The organism is Lactobacillus sp. WILCCON 0149 (assembly GCF_057197965.1).
The window spans coordinates 415,258-439,345 of sequence record NZ_JBUBHO010000001.1 but is presented as its reverse complement, the minus strand read 5'-3'; the positions used below and the strand labels follow the sequence as shown (position 1 = coordinate 439,345).

Sequence of the window (24,088 nt, the reverse complement as noted above, 5' to 3'; positions counted from 1 at the left end):
AATGCACCCAGTAGGACTTGAACCTACAACCTTCTGATTCGTAGTCAGACACTCTATCCAGTTGCGCTATGGGTGCATTTATTCAATTAAGCATCTCTTGATGCTAAGCGGAAGACGGGATTCGAACCCGCGACCCCCACCATGGCAAGGTGATGTTCTACCACTGAACTACTTCCGCATGATAAAAGCCAGGCTAGACAGTCTGGCTGATCGAGCGCGGCAACTTCCTATCCTCGCAGGCAGTTTCCCACCAACTACTTTCGGCGTTAAGAAGCTTAACTGCTGTGTTCGGCATGGGAACAGGTGTATCCTTCTTGCCATTGCCACCGCACTCTCTTTGAGCTTGCACGCTCAAAACTGAATATCTCTTTCCAAGTCAAAACCTTCATTGCTTTGCTCTTTTGGTCAAGTCCTCGACTGATTAGTACCGGTCCGCTCCAAAGCTCACGCTTCTTCCACTCCCGGCCTATCTACCTCATCGTCTCTGAGGTGTCTTACTTTCTTGAAGAAATGGGAAATCTCATCTTGAGGGGGGCTTCGCACTTAGATGCTTTCAGCGCTTATCCCGTCCGCACATAGCTACCCAGCGATGCCTTTGGCAAGACAACTGGTACACCAGCGGTGCGTCCATCCCGGTCCTCTCGTACTAAGGACAGCTCCTCTCAAATTTCCTGCGCCCACGACGGATAGGGACCGAACTGTCTCACGACGTTCTGAACCCAGCTCGCGTGCCGCTTTAATGGGCGAACAGCCCAACCCTTGGGACCGACTTCAGCCCCAGGATGCGACGAGCCGACATCGAGGTGCCAAACCTCCCCGTCGATGTGAACTCTTGGGGGAGATAAGCCTGTTATCCCCAGGGTAGCTTTTATCCGTTGAGTGATGGCCCTTCCATGCGGTACCACCAGATCACTAAGCCCTACTTTCGTACCTGCTCGAGTTGTCTCTCTCGCAGTCAAGCTCCCTTTTACCTTTACACTCTGCGAATGATTTCCAACCATTCTGAGGGAACCTTTGGGCGCCTCCGTTACACTTTAGGAGGCGACCGCCCCAGTCAAACTGCCCGTCAAACACTGTCCTCGGCCTGGATCACAGGCCTGAGTTAGAGCATCCGTCAAGCAAGGGTAGTATCCCAACAGCGCCTCAGATAAGACTGGCGTCCTATCTTCTCCGGCTCCTACCTATCCTGTACATGCTTGACAGATACCCAATATTAAACTGCAGTAAAGCTCCATGGGGTCTTTCCGTCCTGTCGCGGGTAACCCGCATCTTCACGGGTATTATAATTTCACCGAGTCTCTCGTTGAGACAGTGCCCAAATCATTACACCTTTCGTGCAGGTCGGAACTTACCCGACAAGGAATTTCGCTACCTTAGGACCGTTATAGTTACGGCCGCCGTTTACTGGGGCTTCAATTCAAACCTTCGCTTGCGCTAAGCTCTCCTCTTAACCTTCCAGCACCGGGCAGGTGTCAGCACCTATACTTCATCTTACGATTTTGCAGATGCCTGTGTTTTTGATAAACAGTTGCTTGGGCCTTTTCACTGCGGCTGATCTTGCGACCAGCGCCCCTTCTCCCGAAGTTACGGGGCCATTTTGCCGAGTTCCTTAACGAGAGTTCTCTCGCTCACCTGAGGATACTCTCCTCGACTACCTGTGTCGGTTTGCGGTACGGGTGCACCGTCTCTGGCTAGAAGCTTTTCTCGGCAGTGTGACGTCGCAGCCTTCGCTACTTTAATTTCGCTCCTCATCACGCCTTGTCCTTATGAGAGCAAGCATTTGACTCGCTCTCAGACTTGACGCTTGAACGTGGTATCCAGCACCACGCGCTGCTAGCCTCCTGCGTCCCTCCATCGCTCATAACGATTCGGTGCAGTACAGGAATCTCAACCTGTTGTCCATCGACTACGCCTCTCGGCCTCGCCTTAGGTCCCGACTTACCCTGGGCGGACGAGCCTGCCCCAGGAAACCTTAGTCTTGCGGCGGACAGGATTCTCACCTGTCTTTCGTTACTCATACCGGCATTCTCACTTCTAGAAGCTCCACATGTCCTCTCGGTCATGCTTCACCGCCGCTAGAACGCTCTCCTACCACGTGCATAATGCACATCCACAGTTTCGGTATCATGCTTAGCCCCGGTAAATTTTCGGCGCGGCGTCACTCGACTAGTGAGCTATTACGCACTCTTTGAATGATGGCTGCTTCTGAGCCAACGTCCTAGTTGTCTGCGCAACTCCACATCCTTTTCCACTTAGCATGAATTTTGGGACCTTAACTGGTGATCTGGGCTGTTTCCCTTTCGACTACGGATCTTATCACTCGCAGTCTGACTCCCGCACATAAATGTCTGGAATTCGCAGTTTATCTGAATTCAGTAACCCTTGACGGGCCCCTAGTCCAAACAGAGCTCTACCTCCAGCATCCTCTTTGCGAGGCTAGCCCTAAAGCTATTTCGGAGAGAACCAGCTATCTCCAAGTTCGTTTGGAATTTCACCGCTACCCACAACTCATCCCCGCAATTTTCAACTTACGTGGGTTCGGTCCTCCAGCGCGTTTTACCGCGCCTTCAACCTGGTCATGGGTAGGTCACTTGGTTTCGGGTCTGCGTCAGCCAACTGCTCGCCCTCTTCAGACTCGCTTTCGCTGCGGCTCCGTCTTTTCTGACTTAACCTTGCTGACTAACGCAACTCGCCGGTTCATTCTACAAAAGGCACGCCATTACCCGTTAACGGGCTTTGACTACTTGTAGGCACACGGTTTCAGGTTCTCTTTCACTCCCCTCCCGGGGTTCTTTTCACCTTTCCCTCACGGTACTGGTTCACTATCGGTCACTGGTTAGTATTTAGCCTTGCGAGATGGTCCTCGCGGATTCAAACGGGATTTCACGTGTCCCGCCCTACTCAGGATACTGATAGGCCTTCTTTGGATTTCGCTTACGGGGCTCTCACCCTCTCTGGCGCGTCTTCCCAAACGCTTCTGCTATCCTCTGAAGTGCCATGTCTCAGTCCTACAACCCCGGCAGATAAATCTGCCGGTTTGGGCTCTTTCCTGTTCGCTCGCCGCTACTTGGGAAATCGATATTTCTTTCTCTTCCTGCAGCTACTTAGATGTTTCAGTTCACTGCGTGTTCCTTTCTTGTGCTATGTATTCACACAAGAATAGCATGTCTGCACATGCTGGGTTCCCCCATTCGGAGACCTCCGGATCAAAGCCTACTTACGGCTCCCCGAAGACTTTCGCGGTTAGTCGCGTCCTTCATCGGCTTCCAGTGCCAAGGCATTCACCGTGCGCCCTTCTTCACTTGACCTTGCAAGTTTGTTCTTTCGAACTCTCTCGGTCGCTTTGCAATGTTTTCATTGATCTCAATGATTCTCGGTTTTTTCTTGGAATTAAGATATTCAGTTTTCAACGTACAAGTGAGAGTTGATACTCTCAAAACTGAACAAAGTTTCTTTTGCAGTGTGCTTCCGTAACTGATGGATTTCTCTTAGCATTTCTGCTCTCCATCCATCTGTTTTCCTTAGAAAGGAGGTGATCCAGCCGCAGGTTCTCCTACGGCTACCTTGTTACGACTTCACCCCAGTCATCTGCCCTGCCTTAGGCGGCTGACTCCTAATGGTTATCCCACCGACTTTGGGCATTGCAGACTTCCATGGTGTGACGGGCGGTGTGTACAAGGCCCGGGAACGTATTCACCGCGGCGTGCTGATCCGCGATTACTAGCGATTCCAGCTTCGTGCAGGCGAGTTGCAGCCTGCAGTCCGAACTGAGAACAGCTTTAAGAGATCCGCTTGCCTTCACAGGTTCGCTTCTCGTTGTACTGCCCATTGTAGCACGTGTGTAGCCCAGGTCATAAGGGGCATGATGACTTGACGTCATCCCCACCTTCCTCCGGTTTGTCACCGGCAGTCTCTCTAGAGTGCCCAACTTAATGATGGCAACTAAAGACAAGGGTTGCGCTCGTTGCGGGACTTAACCCAACATCTCACGACACGAGCTGACGACAGCCATGCACCACCTGTCACTGCGTCCCCGAAGGGAAAGTTCTATCTCTAGAATTGTCACAGGATGTCAAGACCTGGTAAGGTTCTTCGCGTTGCTTCGAATTAAACCACATGCTCCACCGCTTGTGCGGGCCCCCGTCAATTCCTTTGAGTTTCAACCTTGCGGTCGTACTCCCCAGGCGGAGCGCTTAATGCGTTTGCTGCGGCACTGAGAACCGGAAAGTCCCCAACACCTAGCGCTCATCGTTTACGGCATGGACTACCAGGGTATCTAATCCTGTTCGCTACCCATGCTTTCGAGCCTCAGCGTCAGTTGCAGACCAGAGAGCCGCCTTCGCCACTGGTGTTCTTCCATATATCTACGCATTCCACCGCTACACATGGAGTTCCACTCTCCTCTTCTGCACTCAAGAATGACAGTTTCCGATGCAGTTCCACGGTTGAGCCGTGGGCTTTCACATCAGACTTATCATTCCGCCTGCGCTCGCTTTACGCCCAATAAATCCGGACAACGCTTGCCACCTACGTATTACCGCGGCTGCTGGCACGTAGTTAGCCGTGACTTTCTGGTTGATTACCGTCAAATAAAGACCAGTTACTGCCTCTATCCTTCTTCACCAACAACAGAGCTTTACGATCCGAAAACCTTCTTCACTCACGCGGCGTTGCTCCATCAGACTTGCGTCCATTGTGGAAGATTCCCTACTGCTGCCTCCCGTAGGAGTTTGGGCCGTGTCTCAGTCCCAATGTGGCCGATCAGTCTCTCAACTCGGCTACGCATCATTGCCTTGGTAGGCCTTTACCCCACCAACTAGCTAATGCGCCGCGGGCTCATCCTAAAGTGACAGCTTGCGCCGCCTTTCAAACTTGAATCATGCGATTCATGTTGTTATCCGGTATTAGCACCTGTTTCCAAGTGGTATCCCAGTCTTTAGGGCAGATTGCCCACGTGTTACTCACCCATCCGCCGCTAGCGTCCAACAAATCATCCCGAAGGAATCTTTGAATTCAGCTCGCTCGACTTGCATGTATTAGGCACGCCGCCAGCGTTCGTCCTGAGCCAGGATCAAACTCTCAATTTAAAAATTGAGCCTTTTTAATCTGCTCCAGATTATTTGCTTGCGAATTGACTTCGCTTATTTGTTTGGATCAAACATAGTTTGACCCGCACACTGCGAAACTTTGTTCAGTTTTCAAAGTACCAACTTGCGTCAAGTGACGCAACGTTTTATATCTTACTCGCTTGCCGACTTCTTGTCAACAGCTTTCTGATATTTTTTATTTTGCCTTCAATTGCCTTTCTTTACGAAAGCGCTTCGTGCTTGCCTTGAAGACATTTAATACTTTACCTTGTTTTTTCTTTTTCGTCAACTTTTGCCTTTTAATTGTCTTTTTCGCCAAACACCAGGAGGTGTTGTAAAAGTTGTTTTTCTCTTCTCTTTTTAAAATCCTCTTTCATTTTTGGGAAAATTGCTTTTCTGGAAAAATCGTTCGGATTTTGGCCTTTTCCTGAGTTAAATGAATAAAAAGTTTTTTGAAAATTTTTGTTTTTTCAACTTTTCGCGGGCAGAAAGTAAAAAAGAAGCAGCCAATTTGACTGCTTCTTGCTTATTTCAGATATTGAACCGTGATGTCGCTTGGGTTGATCAAGAGCATCTGATAATTTTCGAGTTTCGCGATTTGCTTGGCACTTAGCCGGAGATACTGGCCGATTTGCTTGAAGTCAAAGTAGCTTTCCCCGCCTTGGCCAACCTTTTTGGCAAAGGCGTGCAGCTGTTTGGCAGTTGCAGAATCCGGTTTGTTCCAGTCGTTGATAATCCGATCAAAAAGAGCAGGCGACCGCTTGATCTCCTTCTGGAATTCTTCGTTGGCATAAAGCATGCTGAACTGGCTGCCATCGTCCAAGACCAGGCAGATCGGCTTGTCGCTGACCAGGTCCACCAAGCCAACTTGCTGGTAAAACTTGCTCTGCCCCCAGTTTTCGATCTCGATCCCCTTCTCGGTAATCAACTGGCAGAGTTTATCAGGCGGCAAAGGCTTGCTGTAGTAATAGCCCTGGATCCGCTCACAGCCAATTGACCGCAAAAAGTCCAGCTGCTGCTGGGTCTCAACGCCTTCTGCCAAGGTGTGAATGCCCAAATCTTTAGCCATCTTTACACAGGCAGTCACAATCTTTTTTGAGGCTTCATCAAAGTCCTTCATAAAGATCATGTCCAGCTTGATCTCATCGAATTCAAAATTCTTGAGATAGTTCAAGGCAGAGTAGCCGCTGCCAAAGTCATCCATCCAGACTTCGTAGCCAGCCTGGCGGAAGTTGTGGATGGCCCGCTTTAAGCCATCCACGTCTTTAGACAGGGCACTTTCAGTGATTTCCACATGCACCAGAGACCGGCGCAAGTTGTTTTTGCGCATGGCCTGGTTTAATTCCGTCAGTGGATCCATCATCTGGAAGTCTGCCCGGGAAAGGTTGACTGAAACCGGGATGACCGGCCAGCCCTTATCCATATGCTCGCGAATCATTTTAGTCACTTCTTGGATGACATAACGGTCAACCTTGTAAGACAGGTTCATCTCCTCAAAAAGAGGAATGAAATCCCCAGGTGACAAAAAGCCCTTGACCGGGTCAATCCAACGGACTAAGGCCTCCGCGCTGCAAAGCCGGCCAGTCAAAGTCCGGATGACCGGCTGGTAGTAAACCTGCAGGTAGTGATTTCTAAGGGCATCATCCAAGTGGTCAATCAAATACTGCTTTAATTCTTCTCTTTCCTGCATGGCCGGAGTATACAGACACCAGCTCTGCTCGGGCTGTTTTTTAGCCTGGTCACAGGCCAGCTTGGCCCGGTCACAGGCCAAAGAAGCGGTCACCTTGTCAGAATATTGGTAAACCCCAACCCGCATCCGCAGCTGGTTGGCCAAAGGCAGCCGCTTTAAGCGGGTATGCAGGCGGATAATCCGCAATTCCCAGTCGCCAGGATCTGGATCATAAACATAGAAGTTGTCCGCGTTAAAGCGGGCTAATGTAGCACCTGGATAGAGCTCCTTCAAAAGTTCCGCGATTTCGATCAAGCAGCGGTCACCTTGTTCCAAGCCATGGCGCATGTTGTAGAACTTGAAGTTTTCCACGTTCATGACCAAAAGCTGGCCACCTGGCTGCCACTTCTGACCAACTTCCAAAAGAAAGTTATGCATGTTGAGCAGGCCGGTCAAGGAGTCATAGCGGGAAACCCGCTTGTCAGTCACGTCCTTGACGACCACGATCGCGCTCTGCGGCACCCGATGGTTGCCAGAACGGCCTTCGATGACTTCAAATTCCAAAAGCCGCTGCTGGTTTTCAACTTGGACATGAGCCGTCAAAAAGAAGCTGGACTGCTGGGTCAACTGCCGGCGCAGATTATCACAGTTCAAGGCATTTAAAAGCGGTTGCTGGCTGTTGGGCAAGACCAGCTGACTGGCGAAAAGGTGCAGGAGCTGGTCATAGTTGTCTCCTTGCTCCAGAACAGACTGCCAGGACAAAGGAGCCTTGAAGACGGTGGCTTGATTTTGAGTCAGATCGAGAAAAAGTTCAAAAATATTGTCCCGGCTGTAGATCAGCTGGAATTCCCGGTAGGCTTCCAGCCGCTTGCTTCGCTCCAGGCGGTCCTTGGAAACTTCGTTGGCTCTTCTGATGAAAACCACTAATTGTTCAGGCTGCCCTTCAAAGTCATAGCGGTTGGACACAATAGTCAAGTGCAGCTTATCACTGTGCTGGAAAGCATGGCAGCTAACTTCCATTTCTTTGCCTTGCAGGGCCTTTTGGTAAGCAGCCACTACTTTATCCTGGTCTTTATAGGCCACGAAACTCTGGCAAAAATCCCCAATCGACTTGGCTCGGTAATAGTTGCTGAGGCCAAACCGGGTCCGCAGGTCTTTGGAAAAAATAGCCGTCTTGACCTTGGGATAGATCCAAACCATTGACAGATTGCCAGCATTAGCGCTGATGACCCGAACCTGGGCAGCAATCTGGTCTTGAGCGACTAAGGGCCAGAGCAGCTTGGCCAGAATCGTCAGCGTTTCCTTTTCCTCTTCATTCCAGACTTGGCCAGCTTGCTTTTCCTTTTGAAAGCAGACCAAGCCTTGACAGATGCTCCCGCTGAAGTAGCTGTAGACCAGATTGCCAGCTGCCATGGCAAATCTATTGCTGAAGTATTCCCCCGTCAAAACTACCGGGTTCTCCTGCTGCAAAAGTTCGTAAGTCGTGTCGCGTTCCTGCCCTTCGGCGATCAGCAGGTTGTGGTGCATGGCTGAAAAGTTATCGCCATGAGAACAATATTGATATAAAAACTGGCTGCCACCAGCCGTGTTTTCGCAGACATAGACCATGGCCAGGCCCAGCTCGTCTTTGACCAGATCGAGCAGGCTGATGACTTGGTCTGGCTTTGGGCGGCCATTTCCCATTATCTTTTTTTGAAAAGCATGAAAAGCATCTGTGATTTTCGTCTTAATCATTTTCTTCGCCCAAACATCATAACTCTTTTATTATTTACTCTTGACTACTTAATTGTAGCGACTTTTGCTTTAAAAATCTCGTTTTTCGGCTTATTTTTCCCAAAAATTGTCCAAAGGGACTAAAAAAGCCTTCCAAGTTAAAACTCAGAAGGCATTCTCTGTGAATTATAAAGTTACTTGCTCTCTCTCCTTGACCCGGGCCCAGTTGTTAGGATCCTGCAAGGTCGTATCCAGCTTGCCCAGCATGTGGTCAAGCTTGTGGTATTCAACATCTCTTTCTTCATCAGTCGTCTTGGCCAGTTCTGCCTTCAATTCTTCAGCAAAAACGGTCTCTTCAGCATTGGTCCAGAAGTAGTCTTCATACTGGATCCCGCTGAAGTGCCAAGGCTTAAAGAAGAGGTTGTAGTGGATCAGGCCAGGGTTAGCCAGAGCCTCAGTGTTTTCGTTTGGCATGGCATCCCAGCGGCCGTCCAGGTACTTGATCCGGCCGGAGCAGATTTCATTTAAATAGTCTTGGTCCGGGGCGATGCAGTCAAAGTGGTAGCGGCCCAAGAGGCTGAAGAACTTGTCAACGAAGTTTTCTTCCCTAAAGGCCTTGGCATTCATGACCAGCATCCCCGAATTGATATACTTCTTCGGATCCAGAGTCAAAACTTCCTTAATGTAGCGAAGCATCTTCTCCACAAACTGGATGGAAGAGTCGGTGCAGGCACCCAAGAGGTTAGTGCCCAAGTCATGGTCATAAAGCTTGGCGATGTCGTCATTCAAAACCGTGTCACTGTCGATGTAGACTACCTTGTCATATTCCGGGAAGAGGTCCGGGATAAAGAGCCGGTAGAAAATAGACATGGTGAAGAAGTCGCCCCGCAGGTAATTTTCCTTCCGGTCCTGGATTGGCTTCAGGAGTTCGTCAGACATCTCGTAGAACTTAACGTGGACATTGTCTCTGTTATAAGCAGCCAAGGCCTTTTCATGTTCTTGGCTTAAGCCCTGGTGCAAAAAAGTTACCGTGTAATCACGCTTTGGGTCAGCATGCTTGACCAAAGAGTGGAGGGAAACGGCCGCGTATGGGGTGAAATCGTCACTGATTGAATAAAATACTGGAACTGTCATTAATATTTTTCCTTTCCATCTGTTTTCAACCGATATACTACATTGTAGTTCTTGCCAGCTTTTTAGCAAGAAAAAAATGCAAATTGAATGAAAGGATTACATACCGAATCATAAAACTTACTAAATCTTGATAATCACATCAATATTGGTAAGTTTTTCTGATATTCCTTTCTAGTTAAATCTATGGGTAGATTCAACTTGGAAAAAAATCAGATTTTTAACCTTTTGAAGTTAAGGTCAGTGAGTACGGTTGGCTGTCAAACAACGCCAGATGGCGTCATCCAATAGCTTTTTATCTGCCCCACTGGAAACTTTTAGCATGGCAGTCGGAAAAGCATCTTGCCTGCCAAAAAGCAGGCAAGCATATCGTGATACCTTTTCGAAGCTGTCAAGCCGCGATTTTAATACCCCGAACTGAGTTCGTTAAAGCTGACTGCTCTTACATGCTAGAGCCTTCAACTTTGTAGTATTACTTGGCTTATGCTTCTTTTATCCGACTGTCAAGAATCTCCTTAACTCGCTTGTAAGGCGTGTAAAGCGTGATTTCTTCGTCAGTTAATCTACTCAATATATTTTTTGCTGCGGCGATATTCGCATTCATCTCGCCGCATTTCTTGCATCTAGTCATTTCATGATGACTGCCGTATCTTTCCTCAAAATGCTGCCCGCAGATCGGACAATACTGAGAAGTATATGCCGGATTGACATCATGAGTTTCAATCGAATTCTTACTTGAAAGGTATTCAATGCGCTCATCCAGTTGGCCCTTAGTCCATGAATTCAAGCGCTTGCGCATTTTTCTTGCGAATCTGCTGTTATCTGATTTGACGCCTTTTTCTTTTACGAACGTCAAGTCTTCCTTGGCAATGACTGCCGGATGCTCTGTCTCAATCATCCTGTTTATCGCACAGTTGATAAAGCTTCTGACAGTTTCTTGCGCTGAGCGGTAACTCTTTTCATACGACTTTCTTCCGATATTGTTTTGCTCCAGATTCTTAAGCTTCCCAAGCAGTTTTCTTTTCTTCCTCGAAGCTGTCTTGGACAAAGGCTTGTCCTTTTTCTCCAGCTGCTCAAGCTGCTGATTGAGCTGCCAGCGCAGACTCATATAAGGCTGCCGATTTGCGTTTCGCTTGCCGTACTTGTCAACGATGGCATTGGCAAGCTTGCTGAAATTTTCACCATATTCATTGCCGCTGCTGCAGGAAAGCAGGGTGGCAAGCCCCTTGTCAATGCCGATTGCCTTCTTTGAATCGTTGCTGTAGCGCTTGCTATTGATCAGCTTATGAACTTCAAGACGCTGCTTGATGCGGTCTAGCACCACTGTGATATCGCCGGTGCGTGGATAACTCCACGGACTGGTCATCTCTACAGAAAACTGCTTTCTAGGTACATCTGAACTGAATGAAAAAGTATTTCCCTCAAATGCCCAATTCAAGTCACACTTCATGCTAGAGCCAAGCTTGCCCGACTTCCGTGCCCGGTAGTGGTAGCGATAAGTAATCCGGCGTAAGTAGCTGTATGCCTGTTTGATTTGCTTATCCGTCATCTTAGCTTCTATTTCAGTAAAGGTTTCAGCGTATTCTTCTGGCAAATCAATTGGCTTGTAAAGAAGGACAGCTTGCCATGCGCCTTTAAATTTCAAAATAAAGAACAAAAGGTGGCGCTGATCTGCAGAAAGATTTTCATTTCCTTGGATCAGCTTCTTCAAACGGTTAGCCAGATTCGACCACATGCTCTTTATGTTGGCACATGCCTCGCGGAGAGCGCCTACCCAGTGCTTGGTCTGAAAGTTGTAGACTGTTTCTAGCTTTCCTTTTGCGCCTTTAACCGGCTTGTCCCACTTGCGAACTTGGTTGCGCAGAGTCTGCCAGTTATTGACCGCTAGCATCGACTTGATACCGCAGTAGCGGTTCAAAAAGAAATGCCGGCACCTGCCGTATCTTTCAAAGAAGTCGGACATTCTGGCAAATTCTTCATCGCTTAACTTTTTGGAGTAGACTCTAATCGTCTTGGGCTGAGTCTTTGTCACTGTCTGCTTGATTGAAGAGCTTTTTGCTTTCTTGGATGACTCTTGCATTCTGATGCGACCTCTTTCCATACAGCTTAGCTGAGAAAAAAGTGATTATAGATAAAACATCTTCTACAAGTTCTGAATTTGGATCAACGTTATCTGTCTGATTGATGACAACCAAGTCTACGTCGTTTGCCTGGCAGATTGTCTCAATCATTTCAAAGCCAAAACGGACAAGCCGGTCTTGGTAATTTACCACGACTCGCTCGCACTGCTTCTTGCAGATCATGTTGATCAGCACTGTCAGGCCTTTTTTCTTATAGTTGAGACCTGATCCAACGTCTTGAATGATCTTAAACTGATAGCCATTGACTTCGCAATATCTGGACACTACGTCCTTCTGCCTTTGGAGGTCTTCTTTTTGATGACCAGAAGAAACCCGGCAATAGCCGATGGTCAGCAGCTTCTTAGGCTTAGATGCCTTCACATTTCCTTGCAGAACTTCATCTAGCATTTCTTTAGTGTAGCGACGTTGATTGGAGGCAGTTCTAAGCGGTGTAATCAATCCCTCAGCTTCCCAATTGCGGAGAGTTGACTTGGCAACGTTAAGATACTCAGCTGCTTTTGATATGGACATGTATTCGCTCATCGTTTCTTCCTCCCAATCTTTCGATATAGATATTATATCAAGAATTGGTAAGAAACGTTGCTATTTAACATTGGATGAAATGAATATTTTTTAGCAGTCACACCCTTTTCTCTATGAGAAAAGGTAGTGGAGGGCCTGGCGGACGCTGGAAACCGGGATTACCTCAATTCCCAGATCCTTAAGACTTGGGCTCATATTGTACTTAGGGATAAAAATCCGCTTAAAGCCGACCTTGCCGGCTTCCTTGACCCGGGCCTGGATCTGGTTGACCCGGCGGACTTCCCCGGTTAAGCCGATTTCCCCGACAAAGCAGTCAGTCGCTGAGATTTCCTTGTCATAATAACTGGAAGCAATAGCCATGGCAATGGCTAGGTCGATGGCTGGTTCGTTTAAGCGGATGCCGCCAGTGGCTGACAAATAGGCGTCCTGGTTTTGCAGCATCAGGTTGCCTCTTTTTTCCAAGACGGCCAAAAGCAGGGAGACCCGGTTGTAGTCAAGCCCAGAAGTCGTCCGCTTGGCATAGCCAAAAGCGGTTGGGGTAACCAGGGCTTGGATTTCGCCTAAGATCGGCCGGGTGCCTTCTAAAGAAACGACCACGGCTGACCCAGTTGAGTCGGGCAGGCGTTCATCCAGGAAAACCGCGGAAGGGTTGGTCACTTCCGCCAGGCCTTCAGTCTTCATTTCGAACATGCCGATTTCGTTGGCCGCCCCAAAACGGTTCTTGACTGAGTGCAGGATCCGGTAAGCATGGTGCTCGTCGCCTTCAAAATAAAGGACGGTGTCAACCATGTGCTCCAGGATTTTTGGCCCGGCGATAGCCCCTTCCTTGGTCACGTGGCCGATGACGAAGACGGTGATTTGGTCGAGCTTGGCGATCTTCATCAATTCAGCGGTAACTTCCCGGACCTGGGAAGCTGAGCCCACCATGGAGTCCAGGCTTGGTTCGTTCATGGTCTGGATAGAGTCGATGACGACAAAATCTGGCTTGACGTCGTCAATCTGGTCACGGATGTGTTCCATGTTGCTTTCCGGGTAGAGAAGCATGGGGCTTTGGCCCAGGCCCAGGCGGTCAGCCCGCAGCTTGATCTGGCTGGCTGATTCTTCCCCGGAGACGTAGAGGACCTTGTATTTTTCCGCCAATTCGCTCATGATCTGCAGCATTAAAGTGGACTTGCCGATGCCGGGATCCCCGCCGATCAAGACTAAAGAGCCAGGTACGATCCCGCCGCCCAAGACCCGGTTGAGTTCTGAAGACTTGGTTAAAATCCGCTCTTCTTTTTCCGCCTTGATGGTGGACATTTTGACTGCTTCTTTAGCCCCCACGCTGGCCATCAAGCGGCTGGGGGTAGCCTTAGTTGAAGTCTGGCGGACCTCCTGGCTTTCTTTTTCAAACTGGTTCCAGGCCCCGCAGTTAGGACAACGACCCAGGTAAGAAGCGGAGATGTAGCCGCAAGAGCGGCACTTGTACTGGGTTCTAGCTCTGGCCATTACTTCCCGCCCTTCTTGCCGGTTGAGCCAAAGCCGCTTAAACGCTGGCTTTCAATCGGCTGGTCGTCGTCAGTTTTAAGGTACTTGATAAAGATGCCTTGGGCGATCCGCTCACCCTTTTTGATCTTGAGGGGCCGGACGCCGTAGTTCAAGACTTGGACGAAGATCTCCCCTTCATTGTTGGGGTTGTTGTAGTAGTCGCTGTCGATGACGCCAATCCCGTTTGGCAAGGACAGGTTGCGCTTGAAGGTGTTGGAGGACCGGTTGGCCAGGATCAAGACTTCGTCTTCTGGCATGTAGGCCTTGATGCCAGTTGGGACTAAGATCGGCTTTAAGACTTCTTCAGCCTGCAAAAGGTCGCTTTCGATCAAGTCGTGGCCGTTTCTGATCAAGCGGAAGATCCTGACGAAGTTCAGACTCCAAATGCTGGGGATGGTGATGTCGCGGGCCGCTTCGATGTCATAGCCGGCGCTGGCCAAAGTCTGCCGCCGGGGCAGGGTCAAGCCTTGTCCTTCATACTTCTTAACTACTTCAAAGCCTCTTACTCTGTTCATTGTTTTTGCTCCTTTAATTATCTAGACATCTATTTTACACTAGTTAAGACAGCAAAGGAAAAGGCAAGGATCACAAAATACTTGCCGCTTTGAAAGGAAAAGCTATGCCAGACGAAAGAGAAAAAGTCATTGAAATCAAGGCTGACGGCCAGTTAGTTGCCAAAAGTCCCCTCCTCTTGATTGAGCGAAAGAGCGGGCCGGTTTGGGTCATGAACCAGCTTTTTATCGCGCCGGGAGCCCCGGAAGGAATTTTGGACCAAGTCATGGCGCAAGTCGCAAAGATTTGCCAGGAGACGGGCTTAAAAGTTTGGCCTTTGGACCCGCAAGTGATCGCTTATTGCCAAAAGCACGGGGAATTGACGAACATTTGGGCCGGCAGACCTGCAAATTAAGCTGCTTTGATAGACGGAACATTTTTAATGGGCTAAAATGAGCTTAGACAGTTTTTTAAAAAGAAAAAAGAGAAAACAGGAGGCAATAGGATGTCAAAAGAAATCAGCTTTGACACGATCGAAAACTTCACCAGCAACTTGAGCAAGCACCCAGCTTACGGGGTAGCTGCCAACGCTGCCCAAACCAATGGGATCTTCAAGGCCAGCCAAAGCACCCAAAGCAAGATTGACCTGGACCCGACCTTCTCAGTGGAAATCGACACTGGTTCAGTTACCAACCAAAAGCAGTCAGGCCGCTGCTGGATGTTCAGTGCTTTGAACACCATGCGCCACTCAATCCAAAAGGAATTCAAGCTGAAGGGCTTTGAATTGTCACAGAGCTACACCTTCTTCTGGGACAAGTTTGAAAAGTCCAACTTCTTCTTTGAAAACGTGATTTCCTCAGCTGACAAGCCACTGGGCGACCGGAAGGTCTCTTTCCTTTTTGCCACTCCGCAATCAGACGGCGGGCAATGGGACATGCTCTGCGGCTTGATTGAAAAGTACGGGATCGTGCCGAAGAAGGTTTACCCAGAAACGGCCAACTCAGAAAACTCCCGCGCTTTGGACGACACTTTGAACACCATGCTCCGCAAGGGCGGTTTGGAACTGCGGGCTTTGGTGAGCGATGGCAAGAGCGAAGAAGAAGTAGAAGCTCACAAGGCTGAACTTTTGGACGCCATCTTCCGCATGCTGGCTACTTCCTTGGGCTTGCCGCCAAAGAGCTTCAACTTCGAATACACTGACGATGATGGCAACTACCACATCGACAAGGACATCACCCCGCAAGACTTCTTCAAGAAGTACATTGGCTGGGACCTGGAAAACTACATCTCAGTCATCAACGGGCCTACTGCTGACAAGCCATACAACAAGGTCTTCTCAGTTGAATACCTGGGCAACGTGGTCGGCGGCAGGCAAGTCCGCCACCTCAACCTGGAACTGTCCAAGTTCAAGGACTTGATCGTCAACCAATTGAAGCAAGGCGAAGTCGTTTGGTTCGGTTCAGACGTTTCCAAGGGCGGCGACCGGGAAGCCGGGCTTTTGGACACCAAGATCTACCAAAGAGACCAGCTTTTTGACTACGACTTCTCAATGAGCAAGGCTGACCGTCTGGACTCAGGCGAAAGCATGATGAACCACGCCATGGTTATCACTGCCGTTGACCTGGTTGACGGCAAGCCAACCAAGTGGAAGATCGAAAACTCATGGGGCGACAAGCCAGGCTTCAAGGGCTACTTCGTCATGAGCGACGAGTGGTTCGACCAATTCGTTTACCAGGCTGTTTTGAACAAGGCTTACCTGCCAGAAGACGTTAAGCAGGCTTACGACGAAGGCAAGAAGAACCCAATCGAACTTCTGCCATGGGACCCAATGGGCGCTTTGGCTTTCGACTTCTAAGAGAATTGAATAGATACGAAAAACGAGTTGCGGGATGCAACTCGTTTTTTGGGTGTGTATGGAAATTCATCAGATTACAAAGCTTAGTGAGAAGCCCCGCTAACCGTGTCAACCGCGAGTTCACTCTTGGCGCTGTCTGCCGCGATCCGGCCAAAAGTAAAGACGTCAGCTAGGGCGTTGCCGCCTAAACGGTTGCCCGCGTGAACCCCGCCGGCATTTTCACCAGCACAGTAAAGACCGGTAATCTTTTCACCTGCTTCGTTTAAAACATGGGCACCCGCGTCAATCTTCAAGCCGCCCATGGTGTGGTGCATGGCCGGCTGGCGCGGAGTAGCGTAGAATGGGCCATTTTCAACCCGGTGGTCAAAGACGCTCTTGTGGAATTCAGGGTCATCCCCCTGGTCAACGTATTGGTTGTACTTCTTGATGCTTGCCAGTAAGTGGTCTGGGTCAACCTTGATCTGTTCTGCCAATTCTTCCAAGGTATCAGCCTTGTAAAGCTGACCGCTAGCGATTTCCTGCTTGATCTTGTTTTCATCAGTGTTGTAGGCAGAATTCTTGATCGTTTCATCGGCAATCAAGTAGAAGAGACCACCGTTGGCAATTGCCGCCTTGGCTAAAGTATCCCGGCCAGCGTATTCGTTGACGAAACGGTCACCCTTTTGGTTGACCATGACAAAGTCAGCTGGCGGAACCTGCAGGCCAGTGTTGTATTCACCGGTCTTCGGGTCAGCAACTGGCATCATCTGGGTAAAGCCCATGCCGACTAAGGCAGCCCCTGCTTCCAGGCCCAAGTTGATCCCATCACCAGTAATGTATGGGGCGTTGGTAGTCTTCATGTTGTCTGGAATATCATCCCAGTAAGTGTTGTACTTTTGCAGCATCTTGGTGTTGGCGCTATAGCCGCCCGCCGTCAAAATTACCGCCTTAGCGTGTACAGTCAGCTTGTCAGTCTTCACGCCCACTACCCGGCCATCTTCAAGCAAAAGATCCGTTACCTTGGCATCGGTAAAAGTCTGCCCGCCATGTTCATCGTAGTACTTCTTCAAAGCCTTGATGTAGCCAAAGCCATCGCTTTCCACTGGCTTGTGAGCCCGGCGCCAAAGGGCACCAACTGGCATGGTTACGGCTGACATATTAAAGTCAACGCCAACTGAAGCCAGCCACTTAACCGATTCCAGGGCATGGTCAGTCAAAGTCTTAGCCAAAGAGTAGTCGCTGTAGATTTCGTTACCCTTCAGGTCAACCCGCTTGCCGCCCAAGTAAGTTTGCAGGCGGTGGAAGAGAACGGAGTCAAAGAGGTAGTCTTTTCCGCTGTCCAGGTAGTCCTTGATCTGCTTTTGCATCTCTTTGAAGTCTTCCCGGTATTCCGGAGCGATTTCGTCTTCCTTGACTTCCATCATTTGCTCCAGGGTGACATTTTCCCCTGGCAGGGCTGGAAACTTGTTTTGCCATTCCGGGTCAGCCGCGTTCAAAAAGCCGCCTGACCGCATGGTGTTGCCGCCGACAGTTGGTGCCTTTTCAAGCAGGGCTACCTTCAAGCCGTTTTGCAAAGAGCGGACAGCAGCGGTAAAGCCAGCCCCGCCGGCACCAACAACCGCCACGTCAACCGTGACTTCCCCGCTTTCGCTTTCTGCTTCTTGGTACTTTGGCCGCTTTTTAAATTCTACAGCATCCCCGCCAGCCATTTCAATCGCCTGGCCGACCCCGTCCAGGATCCCCCGGCTAGTCAGGGAAGCCCCGGAGACGACGTCAACGTTTAAAGTTTGTCCCTTAACAATCGCTTCCGGGATCCGCTTTAAAGCCGCGTCTGAGATGCCTGCCGTTTCTCCTTCAGCAACCTTGACATCTTCGATCCGGTCTCCGTCAACCGTCACCGTCAGCTTAAACTTGCCATTATGGCCTTGGGCCTCAACCGTGTATTTTCCAGCCTTCATTTTCTTGCTTCTTTCTATTGCTTTTTAATAATCTTTTTCTCACCCGTGATCGTAACACTTGAAAAAATCGCTCGCAACGACAAATTGTGATTTTTTTCATTAGCTAAAAAGAAAGCTGGCTTTTCGGGATTTTTGAAAGCATACGAGGAAGCATTTTCTATTTCATCCCAACTCATTTCATAACCATTTTCCAATTGACAATTCCCCGCCCAGCTGTTAAATTATGATTATAAAATTCTTAATGTTATTTTAATGTATCAACCCACTAGAATCGTGTAACAGAGGAGATCAACATGGGGAAAAAGTTACCGCTTGCCACAGCTTTAGCGGCTGGGCTCCTGCTCAGTGCCTGCGGCAAATCATCCACCACATCCACGGCCAAGACCACGCTCAACTTGATGGAGAGCGACACGATCGCCACTTTTGACCAATCCGCCAGCACCACGGTGCCGATCTGGGACGTCTTAAACCAGATGGACGACGGCCTCTTCCGCTCAGACAAGAACAACAATCCTGTCCCAGCCCTGGCCAAAAAGACGGTCAAGTCCAATGGCGGCAAGCGCTACACCTTCTACCTCAAGACCGCCAAATGGTCTAACGGCGATGACGTGACCGCTGAAGACTTCGTCACCGCCTGGAGAAAAGGCGTGGCCCCAACCGCCCTGTCCGGCTACAGCTACATCTACCAAGGCATCAAGAATGCCACCGCCATCCAAAATGGCAAAAAGAAGCCTGAAACTTTAGGCGTCAAAGCCGTGGGCAAGCACAAACTGGTCATTGACCTGGAATACCCAATCCCAACCTTCACCAAGAAGCTGACCATGACCTCCTTTTTGCCCCAAAACACCAAACTTGTCAAGAAATACGGCAAAAAGTACGGAACCAGCATGAAGACCTTCGCCTCAAACGGTGCCTTCAAACTTGGCAGCTGGAAGGCTGGCTCAAACACCTGGACTTTGGTCAAGAACCCTAACTACTACGCTAAATCTGAAGTCAAATTATCCAAGATCAAGTACCAAGTCGTTAAAGAAGCCAATACTGCCCACCAGCTCTTCCAGCAGGGCAGTCTGGATGACGCGTTAATCAGCGGCACCACCGCCCAGGGCCTGCAAAATGACAAGCACTTAAAGCAAGTCGACCGGTCCGGCAACTACTTCATCCGCACCAACCAGGCCAAAGGCCGCGCCTTAAGCAATGACAAGCTCCGCCAAGCCCTCTACTTAGTCATCAACAGAAAGCAGCTGGCTGAAAAAGTCATGGCCAACGGCTCTAAGCCTTCCTACACTTACTCTTCACCAGGCGCTGCCAAATACCCTGGTACTAACAAGGACTTCGCCACTGTCGCTAAGCCAAAGGAAACCTACAATGTTGCCAAGGCGAAAAAGCTCTGGAAGGAAGGCTTGAAAGAACTTGGCAAGTCTAACGTAACCTTGACCTTGGTCGGCTACGACACTTCTACTGACAAGAACCAGGCCGAATTTTTGCAATCACAAATCGAAAGCAAGCTATCCGGCGTCAAAATCGAAGTCAAGTCCCTCCCATTCTTGTCTGCCTACAACCTGGCCGTTAAGGGCGACTTTGACCTGCAGCTGAGCTACTGGCTCAACGACTACGCTGACCCAATGAGCGAACTGGAAACCCAGGAGCTGAACAATTCCCACAACTTCGGCAAGTACACCAGCAAGAACTTCAATCAACAGCTCAGCCTGGCCAAGTCCAAGAACGCTACTTCCCAAAAGGCCTACTTCAAGAACCTCTTGAATGCCCAAAAGCAGCTGAGTAAGGATAACCCGGTCATCCCTCTGTGCACCGAAGTTGAAGACCACCTGGTCAACTCCAGCCTGCGCGGGGTTCTCTGGAACACCACCGGTACGGCCGACTACACCCGGGCCTACTTCAAGTAAGGAGGATATATGGTTAAAGCAGTTTTTTTGCTGAAAAACGGGGCTAAGATCGTCTTAGACCTTTTGCCAGATGCCGCTCCCAACACCTGCGCCAGCTTCGTCTGGGCCGTCAAGCACCATATTTATGACGGTCACGCGATCCAGCGGATCGTGCCCGGCAAATGGGTCGACTTAAGCTACAATGCCTTTGGCAAAAAAGAGGCCAAGTACCTCCTGCCCAATGAGTTTGACCTGCATCCCGACTTAACGCCAGTTCCCGTCACTGCCGGAACGGCCTGCATGGGCGGCTACGACGAATTGGGCCTGGCCGGCTGTGAAGTCTTCTTTCCCTTGACTGATCAGACGCAACTAACCGGGACCTACCCTGTCTTTGCCAGAGTTGTCTCCGGCTTTGATGAAATCGAGCGCCTGGGCCAGGTCCAAACCCGGCCCGTGACTGACTTTCCTTATGAAGGAGTCGAGGTCAACGAACCTGTTATTCCACAAGTTATCGACAAGGTTACCTTGGAGCCGGCAGATTTCACCCTGCCTGACCCCGTCCGCATGACCCACGGGCAAATTCCCTTGACCTGGCAGTAATTTTTCACATAAAAAAGCTTTTCCCCACAATCCTGAGGAAAAGCTTTTTCTTTGCCTTTTACCAAATGTGCAAAAGTCTGGTCCGGTCCAGCTTGCTCAAATTAAACTGGTGAACGTGTGATTTCTCGTTCTCCGGAAATTCTCTGATAAAGTCAGCCACATTGTAGAGGCCAGTCGTGTAAGACCAGGTCCCCTTGACCTTCTTGACTGGGTCCAGCATTTCGTTTCTGATCGGGTAAGCCGAAATCAAAAAGTGCTTGTGGTGGAACTTGAAGGCAAAGTACGGCAGGCGGAACTCGTCAACCACCTCTTCCTTGGTCTTGCCGATCGTCACCACATTCCGGTAAGTCCCGTACTTTTCACTGAACTTGTCGTTGAAAGAGAAGTAGAAGTTGGAAATGTGCACATGTGGAAAATCTTCTTCCGCCACCTCGTCTGGGATGGCAACCACATGTGAATAATGGTCCAGATTGTTCTCTCTCTGCTGCAGGGCCTGCTCCATCTGGTTGGGCTTGATCCCCTTGACCCACTTGGGCAATTCCGGATGAGCCTTGTAAGAATTGTACATCATCGTGATGACTTCCGGCTTCACCCAGTCATACTGCATCCGGATCTGGTTTCTCTTCAACAAACCTTCCAGAGTCTGGTTCTGCATCAAATCGACCACATAGCACTCGTAATGGTACTTCTCGCACCACTTCTTGTAGTGATCGATCTCGCTGGCGACAATGTGGGTCCCGTCCACGATGACGGTTTCCCCATAGGACATCTTGTGCTCAACCAAGTTGTCCTTCATCCGCTTGGTCTGTTCCGTGACATGCCGCGGAATAACCTGGTGCAGAACGTCAGTCTTCTGGTCATAGTAAACGGTCAGGTCCGCCAAAAGCAGGCGGATCGCATCCCCGCTGATCGCGTACGGCAATAAGTGGTGCCGGGCGATAAATGAAGACTTGCCAGAGCCGGGCGCGCCTCTCAAAAGAAATAATTTGCGCATACTTAGCTCCATTTTAAAAAATCTATTTTAAATATATCAAAATAGATTTTACCATAGATTGCCCCCGACATTTAGCAATCTGGCAAAAGTCTCCAGATTTTTTCGCTTTTTCTAACTTTTTGCCTGCATGTCCTTGCCATCCCGCTCGCCCACGATAAAGACTAATTCCGTCTGGCAGACCAGGTCCCCATTTACTTTCGCCACCGCCGCCACGCTCCCGGTCTTGGCCCGGACCTTGAGCATCTTCACTTCCATCTCCAAAACATCCCCCGGCCGGACCATCCTTCTGAACTTGGCCTGGTGGATCGCCCCAAGGTAGGCGGTCTTTTTGTAAAAAGCCGGCGACTTCAAGATCAAAATCGAAGCTGCCTGGGCCAAAGTCTCAATGATCAAGACTCCGGGCATCACCGGATTTCCCGGGAAATGTCCCTGAAAAAAGGGCTCGTTGATCGTCACGTTCTTTACGGCTTTGATGCTCTTGTCGGCTTCTATTTCCTCCACCCGGTCGATGTAGCAGATCGGGTAGCGGTTAGGAATCAAATCCATCACTTCTTGGGCTGTCATTACTGGCATCTTGTCACACTTTCTGTTTATAAAATCTTTTCACAAGTTTTCTGATAACTTGTGACTAAGTGTAACACTCCCAAAAGCGATGTCAAGTTTTTCAATAACCGCTGACTTTTTTAGCAAAAAAGAAGGAAAAAGAAAAAACAGGCCTAAGCCTGTTTAAATTATCAGTTAGTTGGTGATTATTTTATCCACAATGTTCAGCTCCTGGTCAAAGTCATAGACGATAGCCTGGGCGTTAGGCACCTCCAATTTGAGGATATCCACATTGTTGATATCTTCTAAGTATTTGATCAGCGCCCGCAGGCTGGAGCCATGGGCCACGATCAGCTGGTCTTGCCCGACCATTAAGCGACTGGCCACCTCGTCTTCATAATAAGGCAAAAGGCGGAGCTGGGTCTGGTGCAGGCTCTCAGCTCTTGGCAAAAGCTTGGGGTCCACTCCCCAATAGCGGCGGTCAATGCTTGGCGACCCTTGCGCAGGAGGTACCGCGTCAAAGCCCCGCCGCCACTCTAAAACCTGCTCTTTGCCGAAAATCTTCCTGGACACGTCCTTGTCAAGCCCCCGCAATGCCCCGTAGTGGCGTTCGTTCAGCCGCCAGGTCTTTGAAAGCGGCAGGTACAAAAAGCCCGCTGCTTCTGCCGCGATGTTCGCCGTCTCAATTGCCCGTGACAAAAGAGAAGTATGAATCAAGGTCGGGTGAAAGTTACCGACTTCTTTTAATTTCTCCCCCGCTGCCCAGGCCTGCCGCCGGCCCTTGTCTGTCAAGGGGACGTCGTTCCAGCCTGTATATACGTTTGCCGCATTGGCCTGGCTTTCCCCATGCCTCAGCAGTGCCAACTTTGCCATAATTTTTGCCTTCTAGAGCCAAAAAGCCCAGATTCCAGTAATGATGAAGAGGATGCCCAAGATGACAAAAGCCTTGCCCCCCAGCCCCTTCTGCTTGACGCCCTGCTTCTGCCGGCGCAGGCGCGTGATGCCGGTAATTAAATCCCAGATGCCGAAAAGCAAAACGGCATAGGGAACCCACCAGGAATGAACGTTCATATTAACTCCACAACTTTACCGCGTAATAAATGGCCACGGCCAGAATCCCGGCCCCGGTCAGGTAGTAAGACTGGGCTGGCAGGTTGCCCTTCTTGCCCATCCGCTGGGCGTTATAGCCCCGGGCAAATTCCCACAGGCCCACGATCACCAGCAAAACGACCGTAAAAGTGTGCGTATCCCACTTCATCGTCTAATTTGTCTCCTTGTTCATAAATCCGCGGCCTTGCAGTTGTAGTCCACGATTTCAAAATTGCCTTCTTCGTCCAAAATCCCCCGGCTGACGCTGCCGTTGTCCGGGAAGGTGATGTCGTGCAGGCCGTCGCTTTCCTTCCAGTACTTGATCCCCAGGGTCTTGATGAAGTCCCCGTGGGACACCAGCAGGACCCGGCCTTCGCCCATGGTTTCTTTTCTTAAGACCTGGATGGCCCGCTTCATTCTGGTTTCCAGTTCTTCCGTATTTTCAGCCAAATGGCGGGGGTCAGCCTTCTTGGTGACTTCCCGGAACTTGTAGATGCCGATGGTGTCGATGATCTTTTTCACGTCAGTCGTTGCCGGGATGCCCGCAGCTTTAGAAACGCTGTGCCAGATGTCGTCGATGCTGCCACCTTCAAAAGAGCCGTAAAAAACTTCTCTGAATTCCGGCAGCTTTTTGATCTTGCCAATCTCAGACACCTGGTTGGCATCCTTCATCAAGTGGACGGTGTCGATCGCCCGCTTCAAGTCTGACGAGTACATGTTGTCAAAATGGATCTGCGACAAGGCGTCAGCCGTCTTCTTTAAGTCGTCGATTCCTTTGATGGTCAAGGGGGTGTCGCACCAACCCTGTACCTTGTTCAGGCGGTTGAAAAGCGTTTCCCCATGTCTGACCAGATAAACTTCAGTTTTCATGCGCTGCCTCCTTAAATCAATCATAACTATTCTAA

The 24,088-nt window shown here is 49.8% G+C and carries 18 protein-coding genes, 2 tRNA genes and 3 rRNA genes; 4 read left to right on the top strand and 19 right to left on the bottom strand.

What is annotated here, in order from left to right; genetic code table 11:
- Window positions 1-2 precede the first annotated feature (2 nt).
- The 11 genes from ACYVUV_RS02150 to ACYVUV_RS02100 all read right to left on the bottom strand — a co-directional run bounded on the left by ACYVUV_RS02150 (window position 3) and on the right by ACYVUV_RS02100 (window position 14,305).
- Window positions 3-76: transfer RNA gene (locus tag ACYVUV_RS02150), tRNA-Arg, on the bottom strand.
- Window positions 77-106: 30 nt separating this feature from the next.
- A tRNA-Gly gene (locus ACYVUV_RS02145) sits at window positions 107-178 on the bottom strand.
- A gap of 36 nt (window positions 179-214) precedes the next feature.
- Window positions 215-331 (bottom strand): 5S ribosomal RNA (gene rrf, locus ACYVUV_RS02140).
- Between the two features lie 70 nt (window positions 332-401).
- A 23S ribosomal RNA gene (locus tag ACYVUV_RS02135) occupies window positions 402-3,308 on the bottom strand.
- 217 nt (window positions 3,309-3,525) lie between these two features.
- Window positions 3,526-5,087, bottom strand: a 16S ribosomal RNA gene (locus ACYVUV_RS02130).
- The 16S, 23S and 5S rRNA genes sit together here with 2 tRNA genes alongside, the layout of an rRNA operon.
- A 526-nt stretch (window positions 5,088-5,613) precedes the next feature.
- Window positions 5,614-8,439, bottom strand: a complete 2,826-nt coding sequence (locus ACYVUV_RS02125; RefSeq protein ID WP_439774641.1) for a putative bifunctional diguanylate cyclase/phosphodiesterase — start codon at window positions 8,437-8,439, stop codon at window positions 5,614-5,616.
- 216 nt (window positions 8,440-8,655) lie between these two features.
- Complete coding sequence (locus tag ACYVUV_RS02120) at window positions 8,656-9,603, bottom strand: glycosyltransferase family 8 protein (protein WP_439774642.1); 948 nt, start codon at window positions 9,601-9,603, stop codon at window positions 8,656-8,658.
- Window positions 9,604-10,081: 478 nt separating this feature from the next.
- Window positions 10,082-11,680 carry an RNA-guided endonuclease TnpB family protein gene (locus ACYVUV_RS02115; RefSeq protein WP_484498937.1) on the bottom strand — a complete coding sequence of 533 codons (1,599 nt, stop codon included), beginning with the start codon at window positions 11,678-11,680 and terminating at the stop codon, window positions 10,082-10,084.
- Window positions 11,604-12,263, bottom strand: a complete 660-nt coding sequence (locus ACYVUV_RS02110) for an IS607 family transposase (RefSeq protein ID WP_484498936.1) — start codon at window positions 12,261-12,263, stop codon at window positions 11,604-11,606. The genes ACYVUV_RS02115 and ACYVUV_RS02110 overlap by 77 nt, the downstream gene beginning before the upstream one ends.
- A 111-nt stretch (window positions 12,264-12,374) precedes the next feature.
- Entirely contained in the window at window positions 12,375-13,751 is a 1,377-nt protein-coding gene (radA, locus tag ACYVUV_RS02105) for a DNA repair protein RadA (protein ID WP_439775792.1), read from the bottom strand.
- On the bottom strand, window positions 13,751-14,305 hold the full coding sequence (locus ACYVUV_RS02100; RefSeq protein WP_412137139.1) for a dCTP deaminase/dUTPase family protein: 555 nt from the start codon (window positions 14,303-14,305) through the stop codon (window positions 13,751-13,753). Before ACYVUV_RS02100 ends, radA begins: the two co-directional genes overlap by 1 nt.
- A 104-nt stretch (window positions 14,306-14,409) precedes the next feature.
- On the opposite strand from ACYVUV_RS02100, the gene ACYVUV_RS02095 reads away from it, so the two are divergent.
- A complete protein-coding gene (locus ACYVUV_RS02095) occupies window positions 14,410-14,697 on the top strand; it encodes a hypothetical protein (RefSeq protein ID WP_439775740.1) in 288 nt (95 codons plus the stop codon).
- Between the two features lie 90 nt (window positions 14,698-14,787).
- Window positions 14,788-16,137 carry an aminopeptidase C gene (pepC, locus tag ACYVUV_RS02090; RefSeq protein WP_439775741.1) on the top strand — a complete coding sequence of 450 codons (1,350 nt, stop codon included), beginning with the start codon at window positions 14,788-14,790 and terminating at the stop codon, window positions 16,135-16,137.
- Window positions 16,138-16,220: 83 nt separating this feature from the next.
- Here pepC and ACYVUV_RS02085 read toward each other — a convergent pair whose 3' ends face one another.
- Window positions 16,221-18,074, bottom strand: coding sequence for a flavocytochrome c (locus ACYVUV_RS02085; protein WP_439775742.1), 1,854 nt, complete (start codon window positions 18,072-18,074; stop codon window positions 16,221-16,223).
- A gap of 14 nt (window positions 18,075-18,088) precedes the next feature.
- Window positions 18,089-18,268, bottom strand: coding sequence for a hypothetical protein (locus ACYVUV_RS02080; protein ID WP_439775743.1), 180 nt, complete (start codon window positions 18,266-18,268; stop codon window positions 18,089-18,091).
- 99 nt (window positions 18,269-18,367) lie between these two features.
- Between ACYVUV_RS02080 and ACYVUV_RS02075 the strand changes: the two genes are divergently transcribed.
- Both ACYVUV_RS02075 and ACYVUV_RS02070 read left to right on the top strand, forming a co-directional pair.
- A complete protein-coding gene (locus ACYVUV_RS02075; protein WP_439775744.1) occupies window positions 18,368-19,978 on the top strand; it encodes a peptide ABC transporter substrate-binding protein in 1,611 nt (536 codons plus the stop codon).
- A gap of 9 nt (window positions 19,979-19,987) precedes the next feature.
- Window positions 19,988-20,557, top strand: coding sequence for a peptidylprolyl isomerase (locus ACYVUV_RS02070; RefSeq protein ID WP_439775745.1), 570 nt, complete (start codon window positions 19,988-19,990; stop codon window positions 20,555-20,557).
- Between the two features lie 58 nt (window positions 20,558-20,615).
- Here the strand turns inward: ACYVUV_RS02070 and ACYVUV_RS02065 are convergent, their stop codons facing one another.
- The 6 genes from ACYVUV_RS02065 to ACYVUV_RS02040 all read right to left on the bottom strand — a co-directional run bounded on the left by ACYVUV_RS02065 (window position 20,616) and on the right by ACYVUV_RS02040 (window position 24,053).
- A complete protein-coding gene (locus ACYVUV_RS02065; protein ID WP_484498935.1) occupies window positions 20,616-21,551 on the bottom strand; it encodes an AAA family ATPase in 936 nt (311 codons plus the stop codon).
- A 111-nt stretch (window positions 21,552-21,662) separates the two neighbouring features.
- Window positions 21,663-22,124 carry a 3-hydroxyacyl-ACP dehydratase FabZ gene (gene fabZ / locus ACYVUV_RS02060; protein WP_439776194.1) on the bottom strand — a complete coding sequence of 154 codons (462 nt, stop codon included), beginning with the start codon at window positions 22,122-22,124 and terminating at the stop codon, window positions 21,663-21,665.
- A gap of 165 nt (window positions 22,125-22,289) precedes the next feature.
- Entirely contained in the window at window positions 22,290-22,967 is a 678-nt protein-coding gene (locus ACYVUV_RS02055) for a 2,3-bisphosphoglycerate-dependent phosphoglycerate mutase (protein ID WP_439776195.1), read from the bottom strand.
- Between the two features lie 12 nt (window positions 22,968-22,979).
- Window positions 22,980-23,165: a hypothetical protein gene (locus ACYVUV_RS02050; RefSeq protein ID WP_296227222.1), complete on the bottom strand. Its 186-nt coding sequence runs from the start codon at window positions 23,163-23,165 to the stop codon at window positions 22,980-22,982.
- Between the two features lies 1 nt (window position 23,166).
- Complete coding sequence (locus tag ACYVUV_RS02045; RefSeq protein ID WP_439776196.1) at window positions 23,167-23,352, bottom strand: hypothetical protein; 186 nt, start codon at window positions 23,350-23,352, stop codon at window positions 23,167-23,169.
- Between the two features lie 20 nt (window positions 23,353-23,372).
- Window positions 23,373-24,053 carry a histidine phosphatase family protein gene (locus ACYVUV_RS02040; RefSeq protein WP_439776197.1) on the bottom strand — a complete coding sequence of 227 codons (681 nt, stop codon included), beginning with the start codon at window positions 24,051-24,053 and terminating at the stop codon, window positions 23,373-23,375.
- Between the last annotated feature and the right edge of the window lie 35 nt (window positions 24,054-24,088).